We start from the raw sequence: 24,945 nt of genomic DNA, 5'->3' as shown, positions 1-24,945 counted from the left end.
TTCAAAAAAGGCCTCTGTCCCGTAAACTGAACCGTAAGGGTAGGGTGGCAAGGAATGGACTACATGGTAGAAATGATCAACATCACAAAACGGTTTCCGGGGATTCTCGCCAATGATCGGGTCAGTTTTTCCGTCAAAGCCGGAGAAATCCACGCCTTACTCGGTGAAAACGGAGCTGGCAAAAGCACCTTGATGAGCATTCTCACCGGGCTTTACCGGCCTGATGAAGGGGAGATACGGATCCAAGGCAACCCTGTAGATTTACAATCTCCTCGGGATGCGGTGGCCCATGGCATCGGTATGGTTCACCAGCACTTTAAATTAGTCAAACCTTTTACGGTGGCCGAGAACATCATTCTTGGGCTGAAGGGAATCAAAGAAGTTTACAATCTTAAATCGATCGATGAGAGCGTAGCCCAACTCAGCCGGGAATATGGCCTGCACATTCAACCCGATTCCCCGATCTGGCAACTATCGGTGGGCGAGCAGCAGCGGGCGGAAATCGTCAAAATCCTTTTTCGGGGCGCCGAGATTCTCATTCTCGATGAGCCCACGGCGGTACTAACGCCGCAAGAGGCCAAAGACCTCTATAAGACACTGCGAAAAATGGCTGACCTAGGAAAAGCCATCATCGTTATCTCTCACAAACTGAGTGAGGTCTTGGCTCACACTGATGCGATCACAGTCTTGCGGGGTGGACGCTCCGTCGGAACGGTTCGCACCAAAGAAACGAGCGAAATGGAACTGACCCGCATGATGGTCGGCCGGCCGGTGATGCTTGAGACGGTGAAAAATCCAGTCAACCGCAGCTCGAAAGTGTTGGAATTACATAACCTATCGGCTCTGGGAAACCGAGGCCAATTCGCTTTAAAAGAGATCAACTTGGATATCTACGGCGGCGAAATCGTAGGGATTGCCGGCGTAGCGGGAAACGGTCAGCGGGAATTGGCCGAAGTAGTGGCGGGCCTCCGGGCTATTGAAAGAGGCCAAAAGAAAGTTGACGGAAATGACTTGACCCTGGCTTCGCCCAAACAAATGATCCAGGCCGGTGTCAGTTATGTTCCAGAAGATCGCTTGGGAACAGGCCTGGTACCCAATTTAAATGCCATGGAAAATTATCTGCTGAAAGGTGTCCAAAAGATGCCTAGCGGGTTTATCAATTGGAAACAAGTGGCCCAAGAAACGGCAGAGGTCATTAAAAAATACGATATTAAAGTACCGAATCCGAAAAACCCGGTCAAAATGCTTTCTGGAGGCAACTTGCAGAAGCTCCTTTTGGGGCGGGAAATATCGGGTAAACCACGGCTGATCGTCACTATGTATCCCATGAGAGGATTGGATGTGGGCGCCATGGAGACGATTCGAAGCCTGCTGCTGCAGGAGCGCGATCGGGGAGCTGCTGTCTTGCTCATTTCTGAAGAATTAGAAGAACTCTTTGCTTTGTCAGATCGGCTTGCTGTGCTCCACGGCGGCGAGGTCATGGGTGTGGTCGATCCCCATAAGACAACCTTCGAAGATGTCGGCTTGATGATGGCCGGGAAAAGGATGGCTGCCCATGGGTAATGGTTCGTTTAGCCGTTGGCATTTTGAAAAGCGAGAGACCACGTCGAATCTAGTCTTGGTAATGGTCCCTGTCCTCTCCGTCGTCATCGGATTGATCTTCACAGGCCTGTTTATCGCATTGACCGGGAAAGACCCACTGGAGGTCTATCTGTTAATGTTCGATGGGGCTTTTGGTTCTGCTTACGGAATTTCCGAGACGATCGTCAAATCGATCCCCTTGCTGATCTGTGCACTGGGCTTGTCGATCGCCTTTCGCATGCAGCTTTGGAACATCGGTGCTGAGGGACAATTGTATATGGGCGCCTTTGGAGCTACTTGGGCGGCCTTGACATTCCCAGACTGGCCGGCTTATCAGCTCCTGCCAGCGATGATGGTAGCGGGCTTTTTGGCCGGTGGTCTTTGGGGGCTGCTGCCCGCTATTCCCCGGGCTTATTTCAAAGTCAATGAGACGATCACCACATTGTTGATGAACTACATCGCTATCTTATGGGTCGATTACCTCGTGGTAGGACCCTGGAAAGATCCTAAATCCTTCAACTTCCCCATCTCCCCTCAGTTCACCGAAGGAGCTATCTTGCCCACCTTAGGAACAAGCCGCATTCACATGGGTCTGGTCTTCGGTGTGGTAGTGGCACTGCTCCTTTACATCGTCTTAAACTACACCCGATGGGGCTTTGAAATCCGGGTCAGCGGGGAAAGTCCGGCAGCTGCCCGTTACGCCGGTATGAATTACGTCAAAAATATTTTGCTGGTCATGTTTATCAGCGGCGGTTTAGCGGGCCTCGCCGGCATGACCGAGGTTTCGGCTATTACCCAACGCCTGCAGCATGGCATCTCTCCCGGCTACGGCTATTCGGCCATCATCATCGCTTGGTTGGCTCGCTTGCACCCGGCGGCTATCGTGCTCGTTTCGGTGATCTTTGGCGGTATGCTCGTCGGCGGCTACAGCATTCAAACGAGCGGCTTTTCATCGACGACGGTCTCCATGCTTCAAGGTGCTATCCTGTTTTTCGTCGTCGGAGGCGAAATTTTTGTCAACTACCGCCTAGTACGGGGAGAAAAGGGAGGCAAATAGATGGAACAATCCATATGGCTCGCGCTGTTAAGCACCGGCGTCGTCGCCGGCACGCCCATTCTCTTTGCCGCATTAGGAGAGATTCTGACGGAACGGGCGGGCATTTTGAACCTGGGTGTGGAAGGGATGATGCTCGTCGGTGCGGTGACAGGCTTTATGGTTACTATGAGTACGCATAACCAGTGGATGGGGCTGCTGATGGCCATTGTGGCAGGTGGCTTGATGGCTTTGATCCACGCTTTTTTGAGCATCACCTTGCGGGCCAATCAGGTTGTGAGCGGCCTGGCTTTGACCATCTTTGGCACTGGCCTCAGCGGCTTTCTCGGTAAAGACCTGATCGGCGTACCATTGACAGACACCTTTAAACCCATCCCGATCGCCGGACTGAGCGAGATCCCTTGGATTGGCGATATCCTATTCAAACATGACGCACTTGTCTATATCAGTTACGGGCTCATCTTTATCCTCTGGTTCTTTTTGTACCGTACCAAGACCGGTTTAGAACTCCGGGCTGTCGGAGAAAACCCGGCAGCCGCTGACGCAGCGGGAATCAACGTATTCGCTATCCGTTATGCCTGTGTTATCGCCGGAGGCATGCTGGCCGGGGCAGCTGGAGCATACCTCTCATTAGCCTATGCTCCCTCTTGGTTGGAAAACATGACCGCCGGCCGCGGCTGGATCGCCGTTGCTCTGGTCATCTTCGGCACATGGAACCCCTTACGCGCCTTTCTAGGTAGCTTCTTTTTCGGAACCATCGATGTAATGGGCTTTACTATGCAGACGATAGGGATACAAATTCCATCGTTCTTCTTAAAGATGTTGCCTTACATATTTACCATCGCCGTTCTCATCGTAGTAACCCGGGAGACGAAGACCCGGCGGGTGGCGTCGCCGGAAGCCTTGAGCATACCCTATAACCGGGAAGAACGGTAGAAGAACATTCGCATAGAACTTTTAGTCCAATGCGAAGAAGAGCGAGTAGAATATGGGGAAAGACCTCGGGATTTACTGTCTCGAGGTTTTTCTTTTTGGAAGAAAGGGACAAGTTACAGGAAGCTGAAGCTTTTTTAACTAGAGGGATGCGAAAACGGTCGAAATGGTTTAGTATAAAGGCGTGTCGACTAACCTTACGAATTAGGGATGAGCTTAAGTTTTCAACGGAGTTGAAGCTATATGTATGAACTGATGGCTGGCGTCTACGATCGGCTCATGGCCGATGTAAATTATGAAGATTGGATCGAATTCACAGAAAAAGCCTTTCGGCGATTTGGCTTACAACCGAAGACGGTTATCGATCTGGCTTGTGGTACCGGAGCCATTACAGAGCGATTGCTCAAGCGGGGCTACAAAACGGTAGGCATCGACATGTCTCCAGACATGCTCGCCCTTTGTGCCGACCGACTGGAAGATTATTTGGAAACATCCCAACTATTGCTTCTCTGCCAGGACATGCGTCAACTGGAGTATCCTCGGAAAGTGGACGCCGTCGTCTGTTTCCTTGACAGTCTGAACTATCTTGAATCAGCGAATGATCTCAACTGGGTCATGACCCGCATTGCTCAGGTGCTGAACCCTGGCGGTCTCTTTGTGGCGGATCTGCATAGCGAGCATAAAGTGGCCCAGGTTTTAGGCAATGAAAGTTTTACAGACATTCAGCAGGATCTGGCCTATTTTTGGTCAAATAATTATGTTTTGAACGAGCGGGCTGTAGAGATGGATCTAGTCTTTTTCGTCGCTCGCCCCGACGGTCTGTACGAGCGTTTTGAAGAATCCCACAGGCAGGTGTGGTATTCAAAAGAAGAGATCGAGTCAGCTGTCAAAGATGCCCGATTAGAACTAGTCGGACTCTACGGCGATATAAACGGTAATCCGCCCCTGGTGAACAGTGAGCGTTACTATCTGATCGTTCGAAAGCCCTTTGAATAATAGCGAAAAATTATCACAAGCAAACAAGGAGAGTCGCTGTTGAGTGAACTAATCAAAGTCATCGAGGTTTTTTTAACTCAGATCGTCACTTACTTAAATGGTTTTGGTTACCCTGGTATCGTCATCGGTATGGCTATAGAGAGTGCCTGCATCCCCTTGCCGTCGGAAATCATTATGCCCATGGCTGGCTTCATGGCTTATCAAGGATCTATCACCCTCTTTGGGGCGGCTGTCGCTGGCACTGTGGGCAACGTCATCGGTTCCTGGGCTGCTTACTATGCCGGCCGGGCTTTAGGAGAAGAGTTTTTATTCAAATATTTCGGCTGGTTCATCTCCCGCAAGGAATTTGACATGGCTCAACGGTGGTTTCAGCGTCATGGTGAAGTGGCCATCTTTTTTAGCCGTATCTTGCCGGTTATCCGTACTTTTATCTCACTGCCAGCCGGTATCGCTAAGGTGGACATCAAGAAATTCACTGTCTACACCATCGTCGGTTCTTTTCCCTGGTGTTATGCTTTAGCCTATATCGGCTTTGTGCTGGGAGAAAACTGGCAGTCTATCCGTAAGTACGGCCATGATCTGGATATCGTCATCATTGCCATCATCGCAGCATTAGGCGTCTGGTGGCTCTGGCACAAATTTAAAGACGGCAAGGCAGAACGAACTCAAAAGTAATGAACAAATTGCATTTTCGCGGAAAATGTATATAATATGTAACATATACATCTGTTTATTATGGTAACAGCGAAGAACGGGAGCAGTAGATCGAGACTCTTCCTTCAGAGACCTGCCGGATGGTGCGAGGCAGGGAAGAGGCGATTGAATCTCGCCCGGGAGTTGCAAAGCGAAAAGGTCTTTACCTGCCAAGCTTTGCCGGAAGGTCCGTTATCCCTGATGAGAGGACGTTACCCTGATCTGTTTGGGGCGTCAACTTGGGTGGTATCGCGGAAAAAACCTTTTCGTCCCATAGCGGGCGGAAAGGTTTACTTGGTTTTTAGGAGGATTACAGTCAGGATGCAAGAGAGATACGATTACCAGCAGATTGAGACGAAATGGCAAAAACAATGGGCCGAAAGGGATATGTTCAAACTAAAACAAGAGGGGGACAAGCCTAAGTACTACTGCTTGGAAATGTTCCCTTATCCATCAGGAAACTTGCATATGGGCCATGTGAGAGTCTATTCCATTGGTGATGTCATCGCCCGCTTTAAGACCATGGAAGGCTTTAACGTGCTGCATCCCATGGGCTGGGATGCCTTCGGACTGCCTGCAGAAAACGCTGCCATCAAGCACAACGTGCCTCCAGCCGACTGGACCTGGAGCAACATCGCTAACATGCGTCGGCAATTGCAGACTATGGGTATTTCCTACGACTGGGATCGGGAAGTGGCCACCTGTCATCCCGATTATTATAAGTGGACTCAATGGCTCTTCTTACAGCTCTATAAATCCGGACTGGCTTATAAGAAAAAGGCCCATGTGAATTGGTGCCCTTCCTGCGCTACCGTTCTGGCCAACGAGCAGGTCGTTGACGGCCTCTGTGAGCGCTGCGACAGCCAGGTAGAGAAAAAAGCCTTAGCCCAGTGGTTTTTCCGCATCACTGACTATGCGCAGCGCCTTTTGGATGATCTGAATAAGCTGCCTGGTTGGCCCGATAAGGTAAAGACCATGCAAGAGAATTGGATCGGCCGTTCTGAAGGGGTCGAGGCGGACTTTCCATTGGTAGAACAGAAGGGCGATTTCGATAAGATTACTGTTTACACCACCCGCCAAGATACCATCTTCGGCGTAACCTATCTCGTGCTGGCGCCGGAACATCCCTTGGTAGAAACCCTTGTCTCCGGCAATCCCAATGAAGGGAACCTGCGGAATTTTATTAAAAAAGTCCTCAGCCAGAGTGAAATCGATCGCACTGCGACAGATGCTGAAAAAGAAGGCATCTTTACCGGTCATTACTGTATCAACCCATTGACAGGCGAGAAGGTCGCTATCTGGCTGGCCAACTATGTACTCTTCGATTATGGAACTGGCGCCGTCATGGGTGTGCCCGCTCACGACCAACGAGATTTTGAATTTGCCACCAAATACAACATCCCTATGAAAGTGGTCATCCAGCCGGAAGGCGTGGACAATTTAGTCGTCGAAGAGATGGATCGCGCTTTCGAGGAAGAGGGACAATTGGTCAACTCTGGTGAGTTTGACGGCCTCGTCAATACGAAGGCACTGAACGTCATTGCCGATAAGATTGAAACAGAAGGGAAGGGCAAGCGTAAGGTCAACTACCGCTTGCGCGACTGGCTCATCTCGCGGCAACGCTATTGGGGAGCTCCCATTCCCATTGTCTACTGTGAAAAATGCGGCGAGGTTCCCGTACCGGATGAGCAACTGCCGGTTATGTTGCCGACAGATGTGAAGTTTTCACCTTCTGGAGAATCTCCCTTGACCACTCGACCTGACTTCCACGAGTGCACTTGTCCCCAATGCGGAGGCCAAGGCCGTCGTGAGACCGATACGATGGACACCTTTGTCTGCTCAAGCTGGTATTTCTTGCGTTACTGTTCGCCTAAAGACAATGAATTCGCCGTCCGGAAAGAAGATACCGACTACTGGATGAACGTCGATCAGTATATTGGCGGCGTCGAACATGCCATCTTACACCTGATGTATGCTCGTTTCTTCACCAAAGTCCTTTATGACTTGAAGATCGTTAGCGTGGAAGAACCCTTTGAAAACCTGCTCACCCAGGGTATGGTTCTCATGGGCGGTTCGAAGATGTCTAAATCAAAAGGGAACACCGTTAGTCCCGAAGAGATCATCGCAAAGTATGGCGCCGACACGGCCCGCCTGTTCATCCTCTTCGCGGCACCTCCGGAACGAGATCTGGAATGGAGTGACCGCGGCGTCGAAGGGGCTCACCGCTTCCTGCACCGTGTTTGGCGTCTCCTTCAAACCTACGGAGATCAATTTGCCAACGTGCCAAATCTCATCATCGACAGCCCCGAGCTGCAGGATCTAAGCGGAGATGACCGTGAGTTGGTCCGTATTTCCCACTACTCCGTGAAAAAGGTTGGCGAGGATATCGGCCAGCGCTTTAACTTTAACACGGCTGTATCGACCATCATGGAGATGGTCAATGCCCTCTATCAATACAAAGATAAAGTTTCCCTTGACCAGCAGAACCTGCCGTTGGTCAAGGATGCCCTGGCCCGACTAGTCCTCATCTTAGCGCCCTTCGCCCCGCACATCTGTGAAGAACTATGGCAAGAGTTGGGCGGCGGCGATTCTGTATATAAGCAGGCATGGCCTGGCTTTGATGAAAAGTCGCTAGTTCGCGATGAAGTGGAAGTGGTCGTCCAGATCAACGGGAAAGTACGTGAGAAACTACAACTGCCAAACGGTCTTGATGGGGAGACACTGAAAGCGAAAGCTCTCGAGAACAACCGGGTTCAGGAACTGATCGCCGGAAAGAATGTGGTAAAGGTCATTACAGTTCCGAATAAGCTCATCAATATTGTAGTGAAGTGATTAATAAGAAGGCTGATCCAAAAACGTTTGGATCAGCCTTCTTACATTATTAGCTGTGAACTCGGTAAGAGAGACTATTTTTTATTATGTCCCATGTTTATCTAAAATTTTGTAGAATAAATTTCTTAATGCTTAAGATAATGACCATCAGGAGGTGTTCTGAATGGCAGAAAGTAATAAACCCACTATTGCACCGGGAGATGAAGATGCAGCGCTAAATGCCCGTGCTAGTCGACATGAAGAACAGAAGGGCGATCTTACCAAAGTCACGAAATTGTCCTGGGATGAAGGGGACGTCTAGATTGTAGACAAAGGAATTGTCCGGACCTGTGCCGGACTTCTTTCTTTCTCGACGGAAAATTTTCTATTTTCGAGGCTTACGTACTGTTGATTGCTAGTCTGAAAAATCTATCATTATTAAGACTATGGATTATTGACTAAACACATTGTACAATCAGTGGATTTTGCAACATAAGTGATTTTTGTTGCTTATCAAAACGATTATATTTTTAATGGAAAAGATGGCCTTTGAGTGAGATATTTTAAGTTAAAACGGCTAGATTTCTTATATTACTCTTGTATAGTTTATTTAGAATGTATTTATAAATTAATATCATCTTTACGGTCTGTCCTAAATCAGTATGATAAACATATGATAAAACATCACCGTAGGGGGATTAGGAATGACATTTACGGAACTAGCCGATGAGGGCGAAATGATCAAGTTAAGCATCACGACACCATTATCAGCTAATGTGGCCTGTCGGATTTTGCCCTTCGAAGCTTGGGTCAAAAAATGTATGCGTTTATTAAAGCATCGATGCCCCCAATCGGAGACACTGCACAGCTTCCTTATCGTCGCCTCAGATGAAGAGGACTTTAGTATCGTTAAGCTGGAAAAACTGTTATTTATCATTCAAAGCCTGGCTTTGGCGGAAGAGTTGTTTGCTTTTGTCGGTTAAAACAAAGGCATTGACAGAACAACTTAGTTATATTAGAATTCAATAGAAAACCCGGTTTGAACTTTGATTGTTTAAACCGGGTTTTCTTTACAGCATAACCAATCCCCAGAACTCTTGTGTCGATTGTATATTCATGGCTATACTTCCATGGTCGAAGTTTTTTGTTTTTGGCGAGCGTTTATGAACCAGCCGATCAATAAGACCAAGACGGCAAAAAAGATTCCCAGGATTTTTTCTCCGAGTAGATAAGAGGAGATACCGATGTCTTTTAAGAAAGACATCAGAAGGGGGTCGTGAGCTAACATGTTCCCGGCTGCCCAACCGAGGATCGCTGAACCTCCGTATAAGATGATCGAGTACCGATCGATCAAGGTAAGGAAGAGGCGGCTTCCGTAGACTACGAGGGGGATGCTGACCAGCAGTCCAAACCATAGCAACCCTGGTTTGCCGTGGGACACGCCGGCTACTGCCATGACGTTATCTAAAGACATAACGGCGTCGGCCACGATAATGGTTTTTACGGCTTGCCACAAACGATCAGGTGCATCGACCGTTTCATGTTCTTCCTCTTGAACCAATAGTTTAATCGCGATCCATGCCAGCAAGCAGGCACCAGCGGCCTGTAACAAAGGAATTTTAAGCAGATAGATGATGGCTGCTCCTAAAATCATCCGTAAACCAATTGCACCAGCCGTTCCCCAGATCACACCCTTGTTGCGCAGTTCGGGGGGCAAATTCCGGCAAGCCATCGCGATGAGGATGGCGTTGTCTCCGCTCAGTATTAAGTCAATTAGTATGATGCTCCCGACGGCCATCCAAAATGCGGGGTCTCCAAAATCGCTTAGATGAATTCCGCTGATTTTGCTTAAGAATTCCAATCGATACTCACCCTTTCCTTATAATATATATAAAAAGACCTCTGATCCAAAGTTAATCAACCTTGAATCAAAGGTCTTGCTGGCGTTAAACACCCTGACGGCCAGGCTTTTCAGCCGGTTGTTGACCGATCAGTAATAAGCTACTCCCCTTTGAAACACCTTTTTACGATGGTGGAACCAAACTTGGCTTAAGTATAATGGACGGGTATCGATATGGCAAATGGAGAAAACGGGCGTATTAGAGAGCATGATTAAGCTATGGCGTCTTATTTTTTAACAATCAACCGTACACAATAACTGTACTCTGTTTATTTCGAAAGGGGTGGCATGCTTGGAAAAGAAAAAACACTTGAAAATCGGTGAGTTGGCTAAGCGTTGTAATGTCAACCGCCGAACGATTGATTTTTATACTTCAATGGGGCTGGTCGTTCCTACGGAGAGAACCGATGGGAACTATCGACTTTACGATGAGTCGACAGTAGAACGGATTCAATGGATTAAGGACATGCAAGAACAAAAATACAGTCTTGACGAAATCAAAGAGAAGTTGTTACTTGTCGACGAATCTGGCGCTGAGCCTTTTGTCTCTCAGCAGTTGGACAGCGTCATCCATGGGGTTGAAGCGCTGGAACGTGAGATCACCACTTTGTTGCCCTTGTTGAACAAAATACAGCAAGGAGCAAATGAAGCGCTTAAGGAAAAACTGGAGTACTTGTTCACCCATGAACAGACGATAGTACAGTCACTCGCAATGATATTAGAACGGCTTGGCAGTTAGCCCTTGTGAAATGCTTTTAGTATCCTTGGATTTTTGTTATAATACCTTGAGAATCACAAGAATAGGAATGGTGCCTATGAGCACGACGAAAACGTTTCAAGAGTCTCACTGGTCGGTAGTCATCTCACGTTATATTTTGGGTGTAGTCATCATTACCGTATCGCTCTATTCCCTTTTTGAGCCGAATTGTACAGTCTTCGGTGGAATCCGTCTCATGGACGTAAATATGGCTCTCCTCTGTGTTTTCTTTGTTCTTAGTGGTATCTATGCGGCTCAACGGAAAAAGAGTATTGACGGGTTCGATGGGATTCATTACGAGTTATTTACCATTTTTGTGGGCTTTGTTACCTTGATCGCCTCGTTTTTGCTCTTTTTTCGGATAGACATCACTATTGATGATTTTTTTGATTGAAAAAAGGCAGCCCCGGCAGGAGAACGGGGCTGCCTTTTTTTTAGGGACTGTGTTATGGTTAAAAAGTTATCGGAATGATCGCTTGACTGAACGTAAAAAGGCGGAAGGTTTTTCGATCCTCATCTCAAAACAAAAATCGAATAATACCTCGTCAAATAAATTCACGTCGAAATCCTTGTATTTTTGAGAATAGAAGATGCGTTGACTTCGCTCGGGATATCCCGATTCATAACAGGTGATCTTATCAGCTCGTTCCAAGGGGTTTTCGGCTACATCATGGACTGTTTTTATGTCATTTCCGGTGATACCAGCCAACTCTAATCCTTCCATATCGGCTCGGAATTCGCACAATATTCGTAGTGCGCAGAACTTATCATAATCAATATGTAGATAAATATTTTTCAAAAAGTCCCAATATTTGATGTGGATCATCTCATGAGCGACGAAATAACCGATAACCTGAGGGTCTTCGAGATTGAGCACCGGTTCTGTGAGATAAATAGCAAATGGGGAGGAAACGGTTCCGTCTAAACCAGAACCTGGCATTATTCGCAAGCGAATTCTCTGCCAGAGACCCGCCTTAACTGCAAATTCATCGAGTAGTGCATAAACGCCGGGGTAAGATAGACGATTTTCATCCCTGCCAAAAAAAACAGATAGAGACAAAAGGCAATTCTCCTCCCGAGAAAATGGCTTTAATTCAACCTAATCCTGTATCCCTCAACTTTAACACAAAAAAATAATTATTAGGGTTATAAAATCCTTGTACATCAATTGACTATCTGATGATTCGTTATAAAATAAAACTAGCAGAGATGAACGTTTTTTACTTAAGGGAGGTATGAGGGATGAATGTCACGGATGTGAAAATTAGAAAGTTGAACACAACAGGACCCGTCAAGGCGATCGCATCGGTCACCATCGACAATGAGTTTGTCATTCATGAAGTAAAAGTGGTGGAAGGTCCGAATGGCATTTTTGTGGCTATGCCAAGCCGGAGAACCGCCGACGGGAAATACCGTGATATTGCTCACCCCGTCTCCCCGGAAGCGCGTGCACTGGTGACCAGCATTGTCTTGGAAACGTACGAGCGCGCAAAATCATCCTTATTGAGTTCAGCGGGGATATAGGGGGATATTGAAACCAGGCCCAATTGGGCTTGGTTTTTTGTTTAAAACTGATAAAAATATATTAACCATTAATACAATGAGGCGGCTTTGGCCAACGATGTATATAATTGACATCGTAAGAGAAAAATATTACAATTGCTTTAGGGAGAGGTTGTGTTAAGGGGGATCGGGCAATGATGATTACCAATGTACAAATATCGCAAGTCAACCTCGATAAAATAAAAGCGATTGTGTCAATCACTTTTGATGACGCACTTACCGTTAACGACATTCGCATCATAGAAGGACCAAAAGGCAAGATAGTAGAGATGCCTAGACGGAGACCCATGAACGATGTAAACAAGTACATTGCCCATCCGCTGACACCACAAGCTTGGCAGATGATTACTGATTCGATCATGGAAGCTTATGAGAAGTCAACAACAGAAGGCAACCAGCAAGAAGGGTAGTTAGCAAAAACGCTTGGAACAATAAATCCAGGCGTTTTTTTTATGGTCGGCATGATTGAGATAATCATGCGTACGATGTAATACCGCTCGCTGTTTAAAGCGATCTGATCCAATGACGTCGATGGCTGGGAGGGTTCTTTGTGGGTCGGAAAACACCAATTACTATAATAGTCTTGTTGGGGGTAATCGTCATCTTTCTCCTGGCGGGGTGTAGTCGCAAAGCGGAACCGGTTTCCGATCCCCTCTACACCCGTTTTCCGGAAAAACCGGTTAGCCTGATCATGATGGAAGAGGTCGGCAGTCTTAGCGATCTTCAGGTCCGGGTAATACAGAAATATTGGAAAAGGTATTTTAATGAGCAGCCCCTATCTATAGACTACAGAACCATCGCTAACGGCGAGAAGGGATTTCACGATATTACTCAAGCCAAGGCTGACGGATATTCAATCGGCCTAGTCAGTACCGCCGAGATTGTCCTTCAAGGACTGAAAGAGAAAGGATATGATGACTGGGTCCAGCTAGGTCAGGTGGCCTATTACCCCTTAGTGCTTTATGTCAGTCAGTCAAGTTCGAACAAAACGGTCGATCTCTTTTGCACAGAGGCAAAAAAAAAGAACGGGAAGTTGACCGTGGGCCTACTGAATACCTCCGATGGTTGCCCTTTGGCACTGTCTTCATTACAACAATTTCTAGGAATTAAAGTTACGCCTCTGTTGTTTGCAAGCCCGGAAGAACTGAATGCGGCTTTAGCGGAAGGAACTGTCGAAGCGGCTCTAACCAATCTTTTAGTGGCTTTGCGTGATGCCGATAAAGCTCACCTAGTTGCCATCGCTGCTGAGCAGCCTGTTCCGCTGGTTAAGGATGTACCCACTTTTAAGGAACAAGGAGTCGATTTCACCGCAGGTATCCGGAAAGGACTAGCTGTGCCGAAAGGCACGAACATGGAAATTGTGAAGCGTCTTCGCGATGGCATCAAGAAAATCTGTATGGATATTGATTATCTGAAAGATATGGAAAGGATCGGTCAATCGCCGGAATTTCTTTTTGGAGAGGAAGTCTCTGCAATCGATGAGCCCTAATCGCCTGACCATCGGCACGTTGGTGCCGGTTATTTTTTGTCAAGATTGTGGAGAGGAAAACAATAACAAGCAGGGGACCGGAGATAAATGTAGAATATTAATTCAAATTGGCGAATTTTTTTGGACTAAAATAAGATCTCTTTGTGATATGTTCGATTTAATAGTTTTTCTAAACGGAGGTACCCATGGAAAAATACCAGGATCATCTGTTAAATGACATTGTAGATGTGGGAAAGTTACAAGAAATACAAAATAAATTTGCTGAGGCCACGGGATTGGCCGCGGTCATCGTCGATCGTGATGGACGGCCCGTAACCGAACCGAGCAATTTTACCCCCTTTTGCCTCTATGTACGTTCTACTTCGGAAGGACTATCCCGATGTATGTGTTCCGACGATCTCGGCGGCAGAAAGGCTGTTACCTTTCAGGGGGCTCATGTGTTTCGCTGTCACAGTGGATTGACCGATGTGGCCGCTCCGATCATCGTCAACGGGCAATATATGGGTGCATTTTTAGCTGGACAAGTTGTCTGTGCTGATCAGGATTATGACGTTTATGCGGAAGCGGTTGAAAAAACTCGCGATTTAGGTCTAGACAGGGAAAAGGTAAAAGAAACATTCGCTCAATTAGAGGTGGTACCAGAAAACAAAGTCAAAGCTGCTGCAGATTTGTTATATATCATGACCAATTACATCGTAGAAATCGGTATGGTCAATATCATACAACGGCAGCTTATGTTCCAGATGAAAGATAAGGCTGACTTGGAGAAGATGTTGAGGGAAGCCGAAATCAAAGCTCTGCAGTCTCAGATAAACCCGCACTTCTTGTTCAATACTTTAAACACGATCGCTCGACTCGCTCTCCTTGAAGGAGCCACACAGACGGAGGAAATCGTTTACGCCTTATCGGACTTATTGCGCCATAATCTGCGCAATAATCGCCCCATGAGTATCCTCTGTAATGAAGTCAATTATATTCAAAGTTATCTATCGATCCAGTCAGCTCGTTTTGGTGATCGTATCGGTGCTGCTGTCGATATACCGGAAGAACTGATGGATTTGCAGATTCCCACGATGACTTTGCAGCCTTTAGTGGAAAATGCCATCATTCATGGCTTGGAACCCAAGAAAGGGGCGGGACAAATCTCTATCTCTGCTGCCGAAGCTCAAAATCGATTATTAATTACCATTGCCGATACGGGAATAGGCATAGCAGCAGATCAGGTTGCCCTCATCTTTGATGACGGAAAGAAACTAAACCATCACAAGCATGGACAGAGCCATACGACAGGTCTAGGGATCATGAATGTACACAACCGGATTCAACATTATTTCGGCAAGGAATACGGCATTGAACTCTCCGGGGAGCCTGGAAAAGGCACGACCGCTCGTGTTTATCTGCCCGTGTCCCGGAAAACAGAGTATCCATCGTAAAGGAGACAGGAAATGTGTAAGTTACTGGTTGTCGATGATGAATCGTTGGAACGGCAAGCAATCCGGCAGATTTTATCGGTGCAGTGCCCGTCGATCGATGTGATTGCTGAGGCTGATAACGGTGAAGATGCTTGTACAATGGCCTTTGCGGTTCGCCCCGACATCATCTTGATGGATATTCAAATGCCCGGTGTAGACGGTTTAGAGGCCATGAAACGTATACGCCAGCAATTACCTTCTGTAAAGATAGTCATTCTCACCGCCTTTGACGAGTTTCGTTATGCCCATGAAGCGATCAAATGGGGCGCTGTTGAATACCTGCTCAAACCGATTCGTCCGGTAGATTTAGTGAAAGTTCTCTCATTGGTTATTGGGCAGGTGCGTGTAGACAAAGAGAAGGTACGTCAAGAAGAAATGATGCAGCAACAGTTGACCAAAGCCAAACCGTTCGTTCAAATGTCCTTTGTCACTGATCTGTTAAGTGGAAAAATAGAGACACTGGAAGAGATTCATGAACGAGCCGCTTTTTTAAATTTCAATTTCAATGCAGCCGTGGCGATGGTTATCGACGTGGATCGTTTTTCGGAAATGATGTCCAGTAAGACAGAACTAGAAAAACAGTTTTTCAAACAACAGCTCTTGGAGAATATTACCTCGCTTATCAATGAAGAAGCTATTATTGTCCCTTTTGAACAGGATAGTTTTGTCGTTCTTTTAGGATGGGATGCTTCTGCCGTCAGTAGTGCCGACAACTATAGCCGTCGTGTGGCCGAGAAAATTCGCAAACGGATCAGTCAATCGATGGATGTCACCGTGACGATTGGCATCGGCCATGGATACGTCAATATGGCGGAAGTAGGGAAATCGTATCAAGAAGCCTTATCGGCCTCACGCCAAAGCTATTTTCTTGGTCAGAATCAGGTCATTCATATCGATGATGTGCCTCATCTAAAACCCAATACGGTTGTCTTTCCCTTTCAAGGAGAAAGAGCATTGTTGGAAAAAGTGCGCTGCGGAGAGCGAGATGATGCGTACACAGCCTTAGCAGCGCTTCTGGAGAATGTATTTGACAAGGTGCCGAACGAAGGATCTGTAAAAACCTATCTTTTGGAATTGCTGATTCTCCTTTCCCGAGCGGCTGTCGAAGGCGGAGCGAACTTGGAACAGTTGTCTTTAGCCAATCAGGCCCATATCCATCGGTTGATGAAGTGCCGCACAAAACTGGAAATATCTCAATGTATGCGCCACACGGTGGAGCGTCTCTTTGAAAACATGACGATAAACCGTTCCGGTACGAATCAACGACTCATCAATAAAGCTTGTGAGTTCATTACCGTCAATTGCCAGCGTAATGTAACCTTAGAAGAGGTGGCCCGGTTTGTCCATCTTTCGCCTTATTACTTCAGTCGCATATTTAAGCAAGAGAAGGGATGTAACTTCGTCGACTTTTTGACAGAGGTTCGCCTAGAAAAGGCTAAAAAATGTTTAAGTGACTCCGATATGAACCTCGTACAAATTGCCGGTCAAGTGGGCTACCAGGATTCCAGCTATTTTTGCCGAGTATTTCGCAAATCAACCGGTATGACTCCGAATCAGTATCGCCAACAAATCAAGCGCTCCGCTCTGAATCAGGGATGAGCAAAACAGAAAAACGGGGACAATGCTTCAAAAGACTGAAACCTTCAGTCTTTTTTTTATTTCTTGCTATCCTTGCGCAAAACAATCCTATATTTGCAGAAAAGTCACATCGTTCGTAATTAATTGTCAAAATCTTTGTTCCTTCAGGAACAAGATAGTCCATGATGAGCGCAAAGTTACTCATAGGAAAAGAACGAAGGAAAGCCAATTATATTAGGCATGCAAGATAATGAGAGTACAAGCGCAAATGGGTTTTGAGGTATTCGACAAAACCAGGAAAGGTTGTGGTGATCCTTGAGTCAAGAGAAACAACGGGTCATTCAAGAATACGTACCCGGTAAACAAGTCACCTTGGCCCATTTGATTGCCAATCCCAAAAAAGAGCTCTGCGAACGATTAGGACTCGATCAATGCTCTGCCGTCGGCATTTTGACGATCACCCCTTGTGAAGCAGCCATCATCGCCGCCGATGTGGCTACAAAGACGGCAGCCGTTCAAATTGGCTTTCTAGACCGTTTCACCGGATCCCTAGTGATCAGCGGAAACGTATCGGCGGTAGAGGCGGCGCTGCAACAGGTGACCAATATGCTCTGTAACCAACTGCAATTTACCACCGCCGGCTTAAGCCGTTCCTAAGGTGAACCATGAAAAAGGTCATGATGGTCGGCGCCGTTGGAGCAGGAAAGACCACTCTCTTGCAAGCGTTAAAAGGGAAGGAAACGGAAAAAGCCGCAAAAACCCAAATGATCCGCTATGACAGCGGGATGATCGATACCCCCGGTGAATACGCCCAATCACCTCGATTCTACTCAGCCCTACAAGTTACCGCGATGGATGCAGCCGTCATTCTTCTCATTCAAGATGCAACAAAATTAAGCGTGTCTGTTCCCCCGGGTTTCGCCGGTTTGTTCTCTTGTCCCGTCATCGGTGTCGTCACAAAAGTAGACCACCCGGCGGCTGATCAGCAGACGGCAACAGCCCGCCTACAGGCTGCAGGCATCAAAGAAACTCTGTTCTTTGTCTCTGCGAAGACTGGGGAGGGACTGGGGGAATTACATACATACCTCGCTGAAAGGGGGTGCAACCATGAGTGAAGCTTTAGGAATGGTCGAAACCAAAGGCCTCGTCGGCGCCATAGAAGCAGCCGATGCGATGGTCAAAGCAGCAAACGTTGAGTTGGTTGGATACGAAAAAATCGGTTCCGGTCTCGTCACCGTGCTCGTCCGGGGCGATGTAGGCGCGATTAAAGCGGCTACCGACGCCGGCGCAGCAGCTGCCCGTAAAGTGGGCGAAGTCGTCTCTATCCACGTTATCCCACGTCCCCATGTGGATGTAGAAAAAATGCTCCCTAAGATTAAATAAAAAGATAAAAAAAGTACGGAGGTGTCTTGGTCGTGCATGAGCAGTTAATGGACAAAGTTATGGAAGAAATCAAAAAGCGCATGGATTCCGCTGCTGTAGAAGCGCCCAAAGCGGAAGCCCCGAAAGTGGAATGCAAAAACCCTGGCATTACCGAATTTGTCGGCACCGCCATCGGTGACACGATCGGTCTGGTTATCGCGAATGTTGACCCGATTCTGCATTCCTACATGAAGCTTGATCCGAAGTACCGTTCCATCGGTATCCTTGGAGCGCGTACCGGAGCGGGCCCGCACATCATGGCTGCTGACGAAGCCGTCAAAGCCACTAACACTGAAATCGTTGCCATTGAATTGGCTCGTGATACAAAAGGCGGAGCCGGACACGGCTGCTTGATCATCTTCGGTGCCGAAGAAGTTTCTGACGCTCGCCGCGCCGTCGAAGTCGCCTTAAAAGAGCTGGATCGCACCTTTGGCGATGTCTATGCCAACGATGCCGGCCATCTCGAACTGCAATATACCGCTCGCGCCAGCCTGGCGATCCAAAAAGCCTTTAATGCGCCTGTGGGCAAAGCTTTCGGCCTGATCGTCGGTGCTCCTGCCGCCATCGGTGTCCTCATGGCCGATACAGCTATCAAAACAGCCAATGTCGATATCGTTGGATATGCCAGCCCTGCCGGCGGCACCAGTTACTCTAACGAAGTCATCCTCATGGTTACCGGTGATTCCGGAGCCGTTCGCCAGTCTGTCATCGCCGCTCGTGAACTCGGCAAAAAGCTCCTCGAAGCTATGGCTGGTCCGGCCCCATCCGTAACCAAGTCTTACATCTAAGTCATCAGTAAAGCAACAGGGAGGGATAGCGAGTGAAACGCTCTAAGCGCTTCGAAGTGCTGGCCGCTCGTCCGGTCAACCAGGACGGCTTTGTGGTCGATTGGCCGGAAGTGGGCCTCATCGCCATGAACAGCCCCAACGACCCGGTGCCCAGCATTAAAGTTGTCAACGGAAAAGTCGTCGAATTAGACGGCAAACAACGTGAAGATTTCGATTTTATCGATCAATTTATCGCCGATTACGCTATCGATGTGAATGTCGCCGAAAAAGCCATGGCCATGGATGATTATGCTATCGCCAAAATGCTCGTCGACGTCAATGTCTCTCGTGACGAAGTCGTCAAAGTTGCCCGTGGTCTTACGCCTGCTAAACTGGTTGCCGTTTTCAACACGATGAACGTCGTCGAAATGATGATGGCCGTCCAGAAAATGCGTGCCCGTAAAACCCCTTCGAACCAGTGTCACGTCACAAACCTGCAAGACAACCCTGTCCAAATCGCTGCCGATGCTGCGGAAGCGGCTCTCCGCGGTTTCGACGAAATGGAAACAACCGTTGGTGTTGTCCGTTACGCTCCTTTTAACGCCTTGTCGTTGCAAGTGGGCGGTCAAGTCGGCCGCGGCGGTGTCTTAATCCAGTGCGCTCTGGAAGAAGCGACAGAACTTCTCCTCGGTATGCGCGGCATCACGGCCTACGCCGAAACGATCTCTGTTTACGGCACGGAAAACGTCTTCGTCGACGGCGATGACACCCCCTGGTCTAAGGGCTTCCTGGCTTCTGCCTACGCTTCCCGTGGCCTGAAAATGCGCTTTACCTCCGGTACCGGTTCGGAAGTACAGATGGGTTATGCTGAAGGCAAATCCATGCTTTACTTAGAAATCCGCTGCATCATGGTCACCAAAGGTGCCGGCGTGCAAGGTCTGCAAAACGGTTCCATCAGCTGTATTGGCGTCCCCGGCGCTGTACCTGGCGGCATTCGTGCTGTTCTCGCTGAAAACCTTTGCACCACCATGCTCGACCTGGAAGTTGCCTCCGGTAACGACCAGACCTTCTCCCACTCCGACATGCGCCGGACTGCCCGCTTGCTGATGCAAATGCTGCCGGGTACCGACTTCATCACCTCCGGTTACAGCGCCACCCCCAACTATGACAACATGTTTGCCGGCTCGAACGTCGATGCCGAAGATTTCGATGACTTTAACATCATCCAGCGCGACCTGATGATCGACGGCGGTCTCCGTCCTGTCTCTGAAGAAGAAGTCGTCGCTGTTCGTAACAAAGCTGCCCGGGCTCTGCAAGCGGTCTTCCGTGAACTGGGCTTCCCGGCCATCACCGACGAAGAAGTGGAAGCAGCCACTTATGCTCACGGCAGCAAAGACATGCCTCCTCGTAACGTCGTAGAGGACTTGAAAGCTGCCGAAGAGATGATGCAGCGGGGCATCACTGGTATTGATATCGTGAAGGCGTTGGCGAAAAACGGCTTTGTCGATATCGCTGAAAACGTCCTGAACATGCTGAAACAGCGTATCTCCGGTGACTACCTGCACACCTCCGCCATCCTGGACAAAGACTTCAACGTAGTCAGCGCCGTCAACAACTGCAACGACTATGCCGGACCTGGAACGGGCTATCGTCTGAGCAAAGAGCGCTGGAATGAAATATCGAACATCAGCAGGGCCATCAAACCGTCCGACTTTGACGTTTGATTTAGAAAAGAGGTGGAACGCAAATGCAATTGAACGAGCAAATTTTGAAAGAAATCGTCATGCAAGTTCTTCAAGGTATGGAAATGCCTGAAGCGGCTCCGGCTAAAAAAGCCGTCAGCGGCCGTCCCATGACAATTGTCGAAAAAGGTGAAGCCCGTCCGGGTACCAAGAGTGATGAGGTCATCATCTCCCTGGCACCGGCTTTTGCCAAATATCAAAATAAGACCATCGTCAATATCCCCCACAGTGATGTACTTCGGGAATTGATCGCTGGCATTGAAGAAGAAGGAATCCGGGCACGGGTGATTCGTGTAACCCGTAGTTCCGACGTAGCCTTCGTCGCTCATGACGCTACCAAGCTGAGCGGTTCCGGCATCGCCATCGGTATCCAGTCCCGGGGCACCACAGTCATCCACCAAAAAGATTTGCCACCTTTAAGCAACCTGGAACTGTTCCCTCAATCGCCACTGCTGGAACTGGAAACATACCGCGCTATCGGACGTAACGCCGCTCGGTATGCCAAAGGCGAATCGCCGACTCCTGTTCCCACGAAAAACGATCAGATGGCTCGTCCTAAGTTCCAAGCCAAAGCAGCCGTGTTGCATATAAAAGAAACCGAGCACGTCGTTCCCGGCTCCAAGCCGGTCGAACTCGAAGTGCAGTTCTAAAAGGAGGTGACGGGAATGATTCAAGAAAAAATGATCGAAGAACTGGTTCGCCAGGTGATGCAATCGATGCAATCTCCGGCCGCCGCTTCTGCTGCTTGTCCTGTCCCGGCGAAAGAATGCAAGCTCGATCCGAAAAAAGACTACCCCTTGGCCAGCAAGCGTCCTGAATTGCTGAAATCGCCTACTGGCAAAAAACTGAGCGACATCACCTTGGATAAAGTTCTGAATGGTGATGTAAAAGCTGAAGACGTTCGCATCACTCCCGAAACGTTGCGGATGCAAGCAGAGATCGCTGATGGCGTTGGCCGTGTCCAATTTGGCAACAACCTGCGCCGGGCCGCTGAACTGACAGCGATTCCCGACCAGCGCATCCTCGAGATCTATAATGCCTTACGGCCTTATCGTTCCTCCAAGCAGGAACTGCTCGATATCGCCGAAGAGATGGAAAGCAAATACGGAGCCAAAATCAACGCTGCTTTTGTTCGTGAAGCTGCGGGAGTGTATGAACGCCGGGGCCGACTGAAAGCAGAATAGGGAAGTGAGCTTTCATGGCCATTGTGGCGGGAGTAGACATCGGTAATTCCACGACTGAAGTTTGCCTCGCTCGGGTAAATGCCCGAGGAGAAAAAGAATATCTGAGCAGCAGCATTGTCAAAACCACAGGGATTAAAGGGACGACAGCGAACCTGCCTGGAATCCGGACGGCACTAGATGACGCCTTACGGCGTGCCGGCGTCGACATGAACGAACTCATTCAGATTCGTTTCAATGAAGCCACACCGGTTATCGGCGACTTGGCCATGGAGACGATCACAGAGACGATCATCACTGAATCGACCATGATCGGTCACAACCCAGGTACACCGGGCGGCATCGGCCTAGGCGTCGGCAAAACAGTCACTTTCGCCGAATTGGATCGGATGCAATCCGGTGATAAAGTCATCGTCGTCATCCCGGCCCGAATTGACTTTGAAGATGCCTCTCAAGCCATCAACTGGGCTTTTGACCGGGGTGTCGACGTGGTAGGCGCTATTGCCTGTCAGGACGATGCCGTATTGATCGCCAATCGTCTCGATAAAAGGATCCCCATCGTCGATGAAGTGACTTTTATCGAAAAAGTGCCGATTGGCATGCTGGCTGCTGTAGAAGTGACTGAACCTGGGAGAACGATTCAGACCTTGTCCAACCCTTACGGAATCGCTACCGTGTTTAATCTGACGCCGGAAGAGACGAAAATGGTCGTGCCCATCGCCCGGGCATTGATCGGGAACCGTTCAGCCGTTGTCGTGAGAACGCCCCAAGGCGATGTGAAGGCCCGCACGATTCCGGCTGGCGTTCTCACGATCTTTGGGCAGCGAAACCGGGAAGAGGTAGACGTAGAATCTGGTTCATCGAAGATCATGCAAGCGGTAGAGCGGGTGCAGCCCGTCGTCGATGTCAAAGGCGAGCCCGGTACTAACGCTGGCGGAATGATCGAACGGGTTCGACAAGTCATGAGCGACTTGACCGGTCAGTCTCTTGAGCGGATGAACATTCAAGATCTGCTCAGTGTAGACACCTTTATTCCCCAGCAAGTCCGCGGTGGTTTGGCCGGCGAGTTCGCCCTAGAGAATGCTGTCGCTTTGGCGGCCATGGTTAAGACAAGCCGCCTGCCGATGCAGCAGATCGCTGACCAACTGACATCTCAGCTAGGTATCCCTGTCGTCATCGCCGGTGTGGAAGCCAACATGGCTGTCCTTGGAGCGCTGACGACACCGGGAACGGATAAGCCGCTGGCCATCCTCGATATGGGCGGAGGCTCCACTGACGCAGCCATCGTAACTCGCGATGAAAAAGTTCACTCCATTCACCTTGCCGGTGCTGGTGACATGGTAACAATGCTCATCAACTCGGAACTAGGGCTCAATGATTTGGATTTGGCTGAAGACATCAAGAAGTTCCCGCTGGCCAAAGTGGAAAGTCTCTACCATGTTCGCCTTGAAGATGGAACGGTCCGCTTTTATGAAGAGCATTTACCGCCCCAGGTCTTTGCCCGGGTCGTGATACTCAAAGAAAGCGGCATGGTACCCATTCCGTCGGAACATTCCTTAGAAAAGATTCGCCATGTTCGTCGAGAGGCAAAGAAAAAAGTATTTGTCACTAACGCCTTGCGGGCACTCGCTCGAGTCGCTCCGACAGGAAACGTACGGCATATCGAATTCGTCGTCATGGTCGGCGGTTCGGCCCTTGATTTTGAAGTGGCTGATATGGTCGCTGATGCATTGGCCGAGTATGGCATCGTATGCGGTCGTGGTAATATTCGCGGGACAGAAGGACCTCGAAACGCTGTAGCAACCGGTTTGGTTTTATCCTATTCCGGCGGAGGAGCGTGATCGCCATGCTGGATCGGATGCCTGTCAAACCGACCGTGATGGTCTACTACTATCCCCATGAAACTTGTGCGAGCAAGCTGCGGGAGTTGCAAGCAGGCCTCGAAGAGGAAGGAATCCCGGCAGTGATTCATTCCCAATCGGAACCCGATAGCCAACGCTTGGGTTATCAAGCGGCAGGTGCGTCCCACCTAGGAGTAGGTATCGGCGTCGGAAAAGATGGATCTATCTGCATACACCATACACGTTTGCCCGAAGAACGGCCCCTCTTTATCTTAGAGGGGCCCGGTGAACGGGCTGAATGGCGCCGTTTTGGCTACAATGCGGCGCGATTGGTGAAGGGTACCCCCTTCAAGGACAAAGAAGAGCAGCCTTTTCAAAACAACGGCGATGATATGAATTTGGATGTGCTCAAAGCAACGATTGCAGAAATCGTCAAAAGAGTTCTTGTAGAACAATCGTCACAACCGGTACGTCCTGCTGATGAGGGGGTGAATGTATGGTCCAGAATGCCTTGGGGTTGATTGAAGTGGTTGGCTTAGCGGCGGCTTTAGAAGCAGCTGACGCTGCAGTAAAAGCGGCTAACATCCAACTCGTTGGCTATGAGATGGCTAAAGGTGGTGCCATGATCGTCGTCAAGATGACCGGCGATGTAGGTGCTATCAAGGCTGCTGTTGCTGCCGGTGAAGTGGCAGCCCGTTCAGTCAATAAGGTCGTTTCTACCCATGTCATCGCCCGTCCTCATCAGGAACTGTCAGGAATGATTTTCTCCCGGGAGACCTCCGGTAGAGTGACGTCGAAAACCGTGAAAGATCCTACGGGAAATCGGGAAGAGGCTTCCTCAGAACCGGACCCGGATGAAAAAGCTGCAGAGGAACCGGTTCTCACTGAAACTGCTGTTGTAGCGGAAGTTATGGAAAAACCACTTTTGGAGATTTCTTCTTTCGACGAGCCGATCGTCGATGAATCCTCCATTGACGTACCGGACAACCCGACCGAACTAGAAAGTCCCCTGGAGACGACGACTACAACTTTTTCAGAGATAATTCAAGACGTAGAGACGCTCCGAGAAGAAACGTGCAATCTCTGCGGCGATCCCAAATGTCCTCGAAAAAAAGGGGAACCTCGTTCCCAATGTATTCATCACCGAAAACTCTAAGGAGGTATG

General features: G+C 48.8%; 27 protein-coding genes and 1 other annotated feature. Of the genes, 25 read left to right on the top strand and 2 right to left on the bottom strand.

All coding sequences use genetic code 11. The annotated features are described in order from the left end of the window. The first annotated feature begins 54 nt into the window (after positions 1-54). The 8 genes from H1S01_RS05045 to H1S01_RS05010 all read left to right on the top strand — a co-directional run bounded on the left by H1S01_RS05045 (position 55) and on the right by H1S01_RS05010 (position 9,051). The gene (locus H1S01_RS05045; RefSeq protein ID WP_188039011.1) at positions 55-1,563 is read left to right on the top strand and encodes an ABC transporter ATP-binding protein; all 1,509 of its coding nucleotides are present in this window, start codon (positions 55-57) and stop codon (positions 1,561-1,563) included. Further along, the gene (locus tag H1S01_RS05040; protein ID WP_188039010.1) at positions 1,556-2,638 is read left to right on the top strand and encodes an ABC transporter permease; all 1,083 of its coding nucleotides are present in this window, start codon (positions 1,556-1,558) and stop codon (positions 2,636-2,638) included. The genes H1S01_RS05045 and H1S01_RS05040 overlap by 8 nt, the downstream gene beginning before the upstream one ends. After that, complete coding sequence (locus H1S01_RS05035) at positions 2,639-3,571, top strand: ABC transporter permease (protein ID WP_155475111.1); 933 nt, start codon at positions 2,639-2,641, stop codon at positions 3,569-3,571. It begins immediately after the preceding gene. Between the two features lie 240 nt (positions 3,572-3,811). Next, complete coding sequence (locus H1S01_RS05030) at positions 3,812-4,564, top strand: class I SAM-dependent DNA methyltransferase (protein ID WP_188039009.1); 753 nt, start codon at positions 3,812-3,814, stop codon at positions 4,562-4,564. Positions 4,565-4,603: 39 nt separating this feature from the next. After that, positions 4,604-5,239, top strand: coding sequence for a DedA family protein (locus H1S01_RS05025; protein ID WP_188039008.1), 636 nt, complete (start codon positions 4,604-4,606; stop codon positions 5,237-5,239). Between the two features lie 63 nt (positions 5,240-5,302). After that, positions 5,303-5,534: a binding site (T-box leader), on the top strand. A 44-nt stretch (positions 5,535-5,578) separates the two neighbouring features. After that, positions 5,579-8,089 (top strand): leucine--tRNA ligase, encoded by a 2,511-nt coding sequence (leuS, locus tag H1S01_RS05020; protein WP_188039007.1) that lies wholly within the window; start codon positions 5,579-5,581, stop codon positions 8,087-8,089. 163 nt (positions 8,090-8,252) lie between these two features. Next, positions 8,253-8,390, top strand: a complete 138-nt coding sequence (locus H1S01_RS05015) for a hypothetical protein (RefSeq protein ID WP_170291614.1) — start codon at positions 8,253-8,255, stop codon at positions 8,388-8,390. 382 nt (positions 8,391-8,772) lie between these two features. After that, entirely contained in the window at positions 8,773-9,051 is a 279-nt protein-coding gene (locus H1S01_RS05010) for a hypothetical protein (RefSeq protein WP_188039006.1), read from the top strand. 137 nt (positions 9,052-9,188) lie between these two features. Here the strand turns inward: H1S01_RS05010 and H1S01_RS05005 are convergent, their stop codons facing one another. Next, positions 9,189-9,929 carry a TerC family protein gene (locus H1S01_RS05005; RefSeq protein WP_243236999.1) on the bottom strand — a complete coding sequence of 247 codons (741 nt, stop codon included), beginning with the start codon at positions 9,927-9,929 and terminating at the stop codon, positions 9,189-9,191. A 331-nt stretch (positions 9,930-10,260) separates the two neighbouring features. Between H1S01_RS05005 and H1S01_RS05000 the strand changes: the two genes are divergently transcribed. Then, positions 10,261-10,707 (top strand): helix-turn-helix domain-containing protein, encoded by a 447-nt coding sequence (locus H1S01_RS05000; RefSeq protein WP_188039005.1) that lies wholly within the window; start codon positions 10,261-10,263, stop codon positions 10,705-10,707. Positions 10,708-10,783: 76 nt separating this feature from the next. Beyond that, on the top strand, positions 10,784-11,119 hold the full coding sequence (locus H1S01_RS04995) for a hypothetical protein (RefSeq protein ID WP_188039004.1): 336 nt from the start codon (positions 10,784-10,786) through the stop codon (positions 11,117-11,119). A 66-nt stretch (positions 11,120-11,185) separates the two neighbouring features. Here the strand turns inward: H1S01_RS04995 and H1S01_RS04990 are convergent, their stop codons facing one another. Next, positions 11,186-11,785: a M48 family metalloprotease gene (locus H1S01_RS04990; RefSeq protein WP_188039003.1), complete on the bottom strand. Its 600-nt coding sequence runs from the start codon at positions 11,783-11,785 to the stop codon at positions 11,186-11,188. A 182-nt stretch (positions 11,786-11,967) separates the two neighbouring features. Here H1S01_RS04990 and spoVG point away from each other — a divergent pair, with 182 nt between their 5' ends. The 15 genes from spoVG (at position 11,968) to H1S01_RS21875 (ending at position 24,936) form a co-directional block, all read left to right on the top strand. Further along, positions 11,968-12,249, top strand: a complete 282-nt coding sequence (gene spoVG / locus H1S01_RS04985; RefSeq protein ID WP_188039002.1) for a septation regulator SpoVG — start codon at positions 11,968-11,970, stop codon at positions 12,247-12,249. A gap of 176 nt (positions 12,250-12,425) precedes the next feature. Then, on the top strand, positions 12,426-12,698 hold the full coding sequence (locus H1S01_RS04980; RefSeq protein ID WP_188039001.1) for a SpoVG family protein: 273 nt from the start codon (positions 12,426-12,428) through the stop codon (positions 12,696-12,698). 140 nt (positions 12,699-12,838) lie between these two features. After that, entirely contained in the window at positions 12,839-13,777 is a 939-nt protein-coding gene (locus tag H1S01_RS04975) for a tripartite tricarboxylate transporter substrate-binding protein (RefSeq protein WP_188039000.1), read from the top strand. Positions 13,778-13,962: 185 nt separating this feature from the next. Then, positions 13,963-15,210, top strand: coding sequence for a sensor histidine kinase (locus H1S01_RS04970; protein ID WP_188038999.1), 1,248 nt, complete (start codon positions 13,963-13,965; stop codon positions 15,208-15,210). A 12-nt stretch (positions 15,211-15,222) separates the two neighbouring features. After that, entirely contained in the window at positions 15,223-16,848 is a 1,626-nt protein-coding gene (locus H1S01_RS04965; RefSeq protein ID WP_188038998.1) for a response regulator transcription factor, read from the top strand. Between the two features lie 294 nt (positions 16,849-17,142). Continuing rightward, positions 17,143-17,484: an ethanolamine utilization microcompartment protein EutS gene (eutS, locus tag H1S01_RS04960; RefSeq protein WP_155475097.1), complete on the top strand. Its 342-nt coding sequence runs from the start codon at positions 17,143-17,145 to the stop codon at positions 17,482-17,484. Between the two features lie 8 nt (positions 17,485-17,492). Continuing rightward, entirely contained in the window at positions 17,493-17,942 is a 450-nt protein-coding gene (locus tag H1S01_RS04955) for a EutP/PduV family microcompartment system protein (RefSeq protein WP_188038997.1), read from the top strand. After that, positions 17,935-18,210 (top strand): propanediol utilization microcompartment protein PduA, encoded by a 276-nt coding sequence (gene pduA, locus H1S01_RS04950; protein WP_155475095.1) that lies wholly within the window; start codon positions 17,935-17,937, stop codon positions 18,208-18,210. Before H1S01_RS04955 ends, pduA begins: the two co-directional genes overlap by 8 nt. Before the next feature lie 32 nt (positions 18,211-18,242). Then, positions 18,243-19,037 carry a propanediol utilization microcompartment protein PduB gene (gene pduB / locus H1S01_RS04945; protein ID WP_170291612.1) on the top strand — a complete coding sequence of 265 codons (795 nt, stop codon included), beginning with the start codon at positions 18,243-18,245 and terminating at the stop codon, positions 19,035-19,037. Between the two features lie 32 nt (positions 19,038-19,069). Next, entirely contained in the window at positions 19,070-20,740 is a 1,671-nt protein-coding gene (locus tag H1S01_RS04940; protein ID WP_188038996.1) for a propanediol/glycerol family dehydratase large subunit, read from the top strand. Positions 20,741-20,763: 23 nt separating this feature from the next. Then, positions 20,764-21,408: a propanediol/glycerol family dehydratase medium subunit gene (locus tag H1S01_RS04935; protein WP_188038995.1), complete on the top strand. Its 645-nt coding sequence runs from the start codon at positions 20,764-20,766 to the stop codon at positions 21,406-21,408. 15 nt (positions 21,409-21,423) lie between these two features. After that, positions 21,424-21,942: a diol dehydratase small subunit gene (locus H1S01_RS04930; RefSeq protein ID WP_188038994.1), complete on the top strand. Its 519-nt coding sequence runs from the start codon at positions 21,424-21,426 to the stop codon at positions 21,940-21,942. 14 nt (positions 21,943-21,956) lie between these two features. Continuing rightward, positions 21,957-23,780, top strand: a complete 1,824-nt coding sequence (locus H1S01_RS04925) for a diol dehydratase reactivase subunit alpha (RefSeq protein WP_188038993.1) — start codon at positions 21,957-21,959, stop codon at positions 23,778-23,780. A gap of 5 nt (positions 23,781-23,785) precedes the next feature. Next, positions 23,786-24,301 (top strand): glycerol dehydratase reactivase beta/small subunit family protein, encoded by a 516-nt coding sequence (locus tag H1S01_RS04920; RefSeq protein ID WP_188038992.1) that lies wholly within the window; start codon positions 23,786-23,788, stop codon positions 24,299-24,301. Further along, positions 24,277-24,936, top strand: a complete 660-nt coding sequence (locus tag H1S01_RS21875) for a BMC domain-containing protein (protein ID WP_188038991.1) — start codon at positions 24,277-24,279, stop codon at positions 24,934-24,936. The genes H1S01_RS04920 and H1S01_RS21875 overlap by 25 nt, the downstream gene beginning before the upstream one ends. The last annotated feature ends 9 nt before the right edge of the window (positions 24,937-24,945 follow it).

Origin of the sequence: Heliobacterium chlorum (assembly GCF_014502795.1) — a bacterium.
In the GTDB taxonomy this organism is placed as follows: Bacteria; Bacillota; Desulfitobacteriia; order Heliobacteriales; family Heliobacteriaceae; genus Heliobacterium; species Heliobacterium chlorum.
Note: the sequence above shows the minus strand (reverse complement) of the source record. Positions and strands in the feature narration are given on the sequence as shown.

Excerpts from the sequence above, each read along its gene's own strand:
- H1S01_RS05045 (WP_188039011.1), top strand. The coding sequence starts at position 55 with ATGGACTACATGGTAGAAATGATCAACATCACAAAACGGTTTCCGGGG.
- H1S01_RS05040 (WP_188039010.1), top strand. The coding sequence starts at position 1,556 with ATGGGTAATGGTTCGTTTAGCCGTTGGCATTTTGAAAAGCGAGAGACC.
- H1S01_RS05035 (WP_155475111.1), top strand. The coding sequence starts at position 2,639 with ATGGAACAATCCATATGGCTCGCGCTGTTAAGCACCGGCGTCGTCGCC.
- H1S01_RS05030 (WP_188039009.1), top strand. The coding sequence starts at position 3,812 with ATGTATGAACTGATGGCTGGCGTCTACGATCGGCTCATGGCCGATGTA.
- leuS (WP_188039007.1), top strand. The coding sequence starts at position 5,579 with ATGCAAGAGAGATACGATTACCAGCAGATTGAGACGAAATGGCAAAAA.
- H1S01_RS05015 (WP_170291614.1), top strand. The coding sequence starts at position 8,253 with ATGGCAGAAAGTAATAAACCCACTATTGCACCGGGAGATGAAGATGCA.
- H1S01_RS05010 (WP_188039006.1), top strand. The coding sequence starts at position 8,773 with ATGACATTTACGGAACTAGCCGATGAGGGCGAAATGATCAAGTTAAGC.
- H1S01_RS04995 (WP_188039004.1), top strand. The coding sequence starts at position 10,784 with ATGAGCACGACGAAAACGTTTCAAGAGTCTCACTGGTCGGTAGTCATC.
- spoVG (WP_188039002.1), top strand. The coding sequence starts at position 11,968 with ATGAATGTCACGGATGTGAAAATTAGAAAGTTGAACACAACAGGACCC.
- H1S01_RS04980 (WP_188039001.1), top strand. The coding sequence starts at position 12,426 with ATGATTACCAATGTACAAATATCGCAAGTCAACCTCGATAAAATAAAA.
- H1S01_RS04970 (WP_188038999.1), top strand. The coding sequence starts at position 13,963 with ATGGAAAAATACCAGGATCATCTGTTAAATGACATTGTAGATGTGGGA.
- H1S01_RS04965 (WP_188038998.1), top strand. The coding sequence starts at position 15,223 with ATGTGTAAGTTACTGGTTGTCGATGATGAATCGTTGGAACGGCAAGCA.
- H1S01_RS04955 (WP_188038997.1), top strand. The coding sequence starts at position 17,493 with ATGAAAAAGGTCATGATGGTCGGCGCCGTTGGAGCAGGAAAGACCACT.
- pduA (WP_155475095.1), top strand. The coding sequence starts at position 17,935 with ATGAGTGAAGCTTTAGGAATGGTCGAAACCAAAGGCCTCGTCGGCGCC.
- H1S01_RS04935 (WP_188038995.1), top strand. The coding sequence starts at position 20,764 with ATGCAATTGAACGAGCAAATTTTGAAAGAAATCGTCATGCAAGTTCTT.
- H1S01_RS04930 (WP_188038994.1), top strand. The coding sequence starts at position 21,424 with ATGATTCAAGAAAAAATGATCGAAGAACTGGTTCGCCAGGTGATGCAA.
- H1S01_RS04925 (WP_188038993.1), top strand. The coding sequence starts at position 21,957 with ATGGCCATTGTGGCGGGAGTAGACATCGGTAATTCCACGACTGAAGTT.
- H1S01_RS04920 (WP_188038992.1), top strand. The coding sequence starts at position 23,786 with ATGCTGGATCGGATGCCTGTCAAACCGACCGTGATGGTCTACTACTAT.
- H1S01_RS21875 (WP_188038991.1), top strand. The coding sequence starts at position 24,277 with ATGGTCCAGAATGCCTTGGGGTTGATTGAAGTGGTTGGCTTAGCGGCG.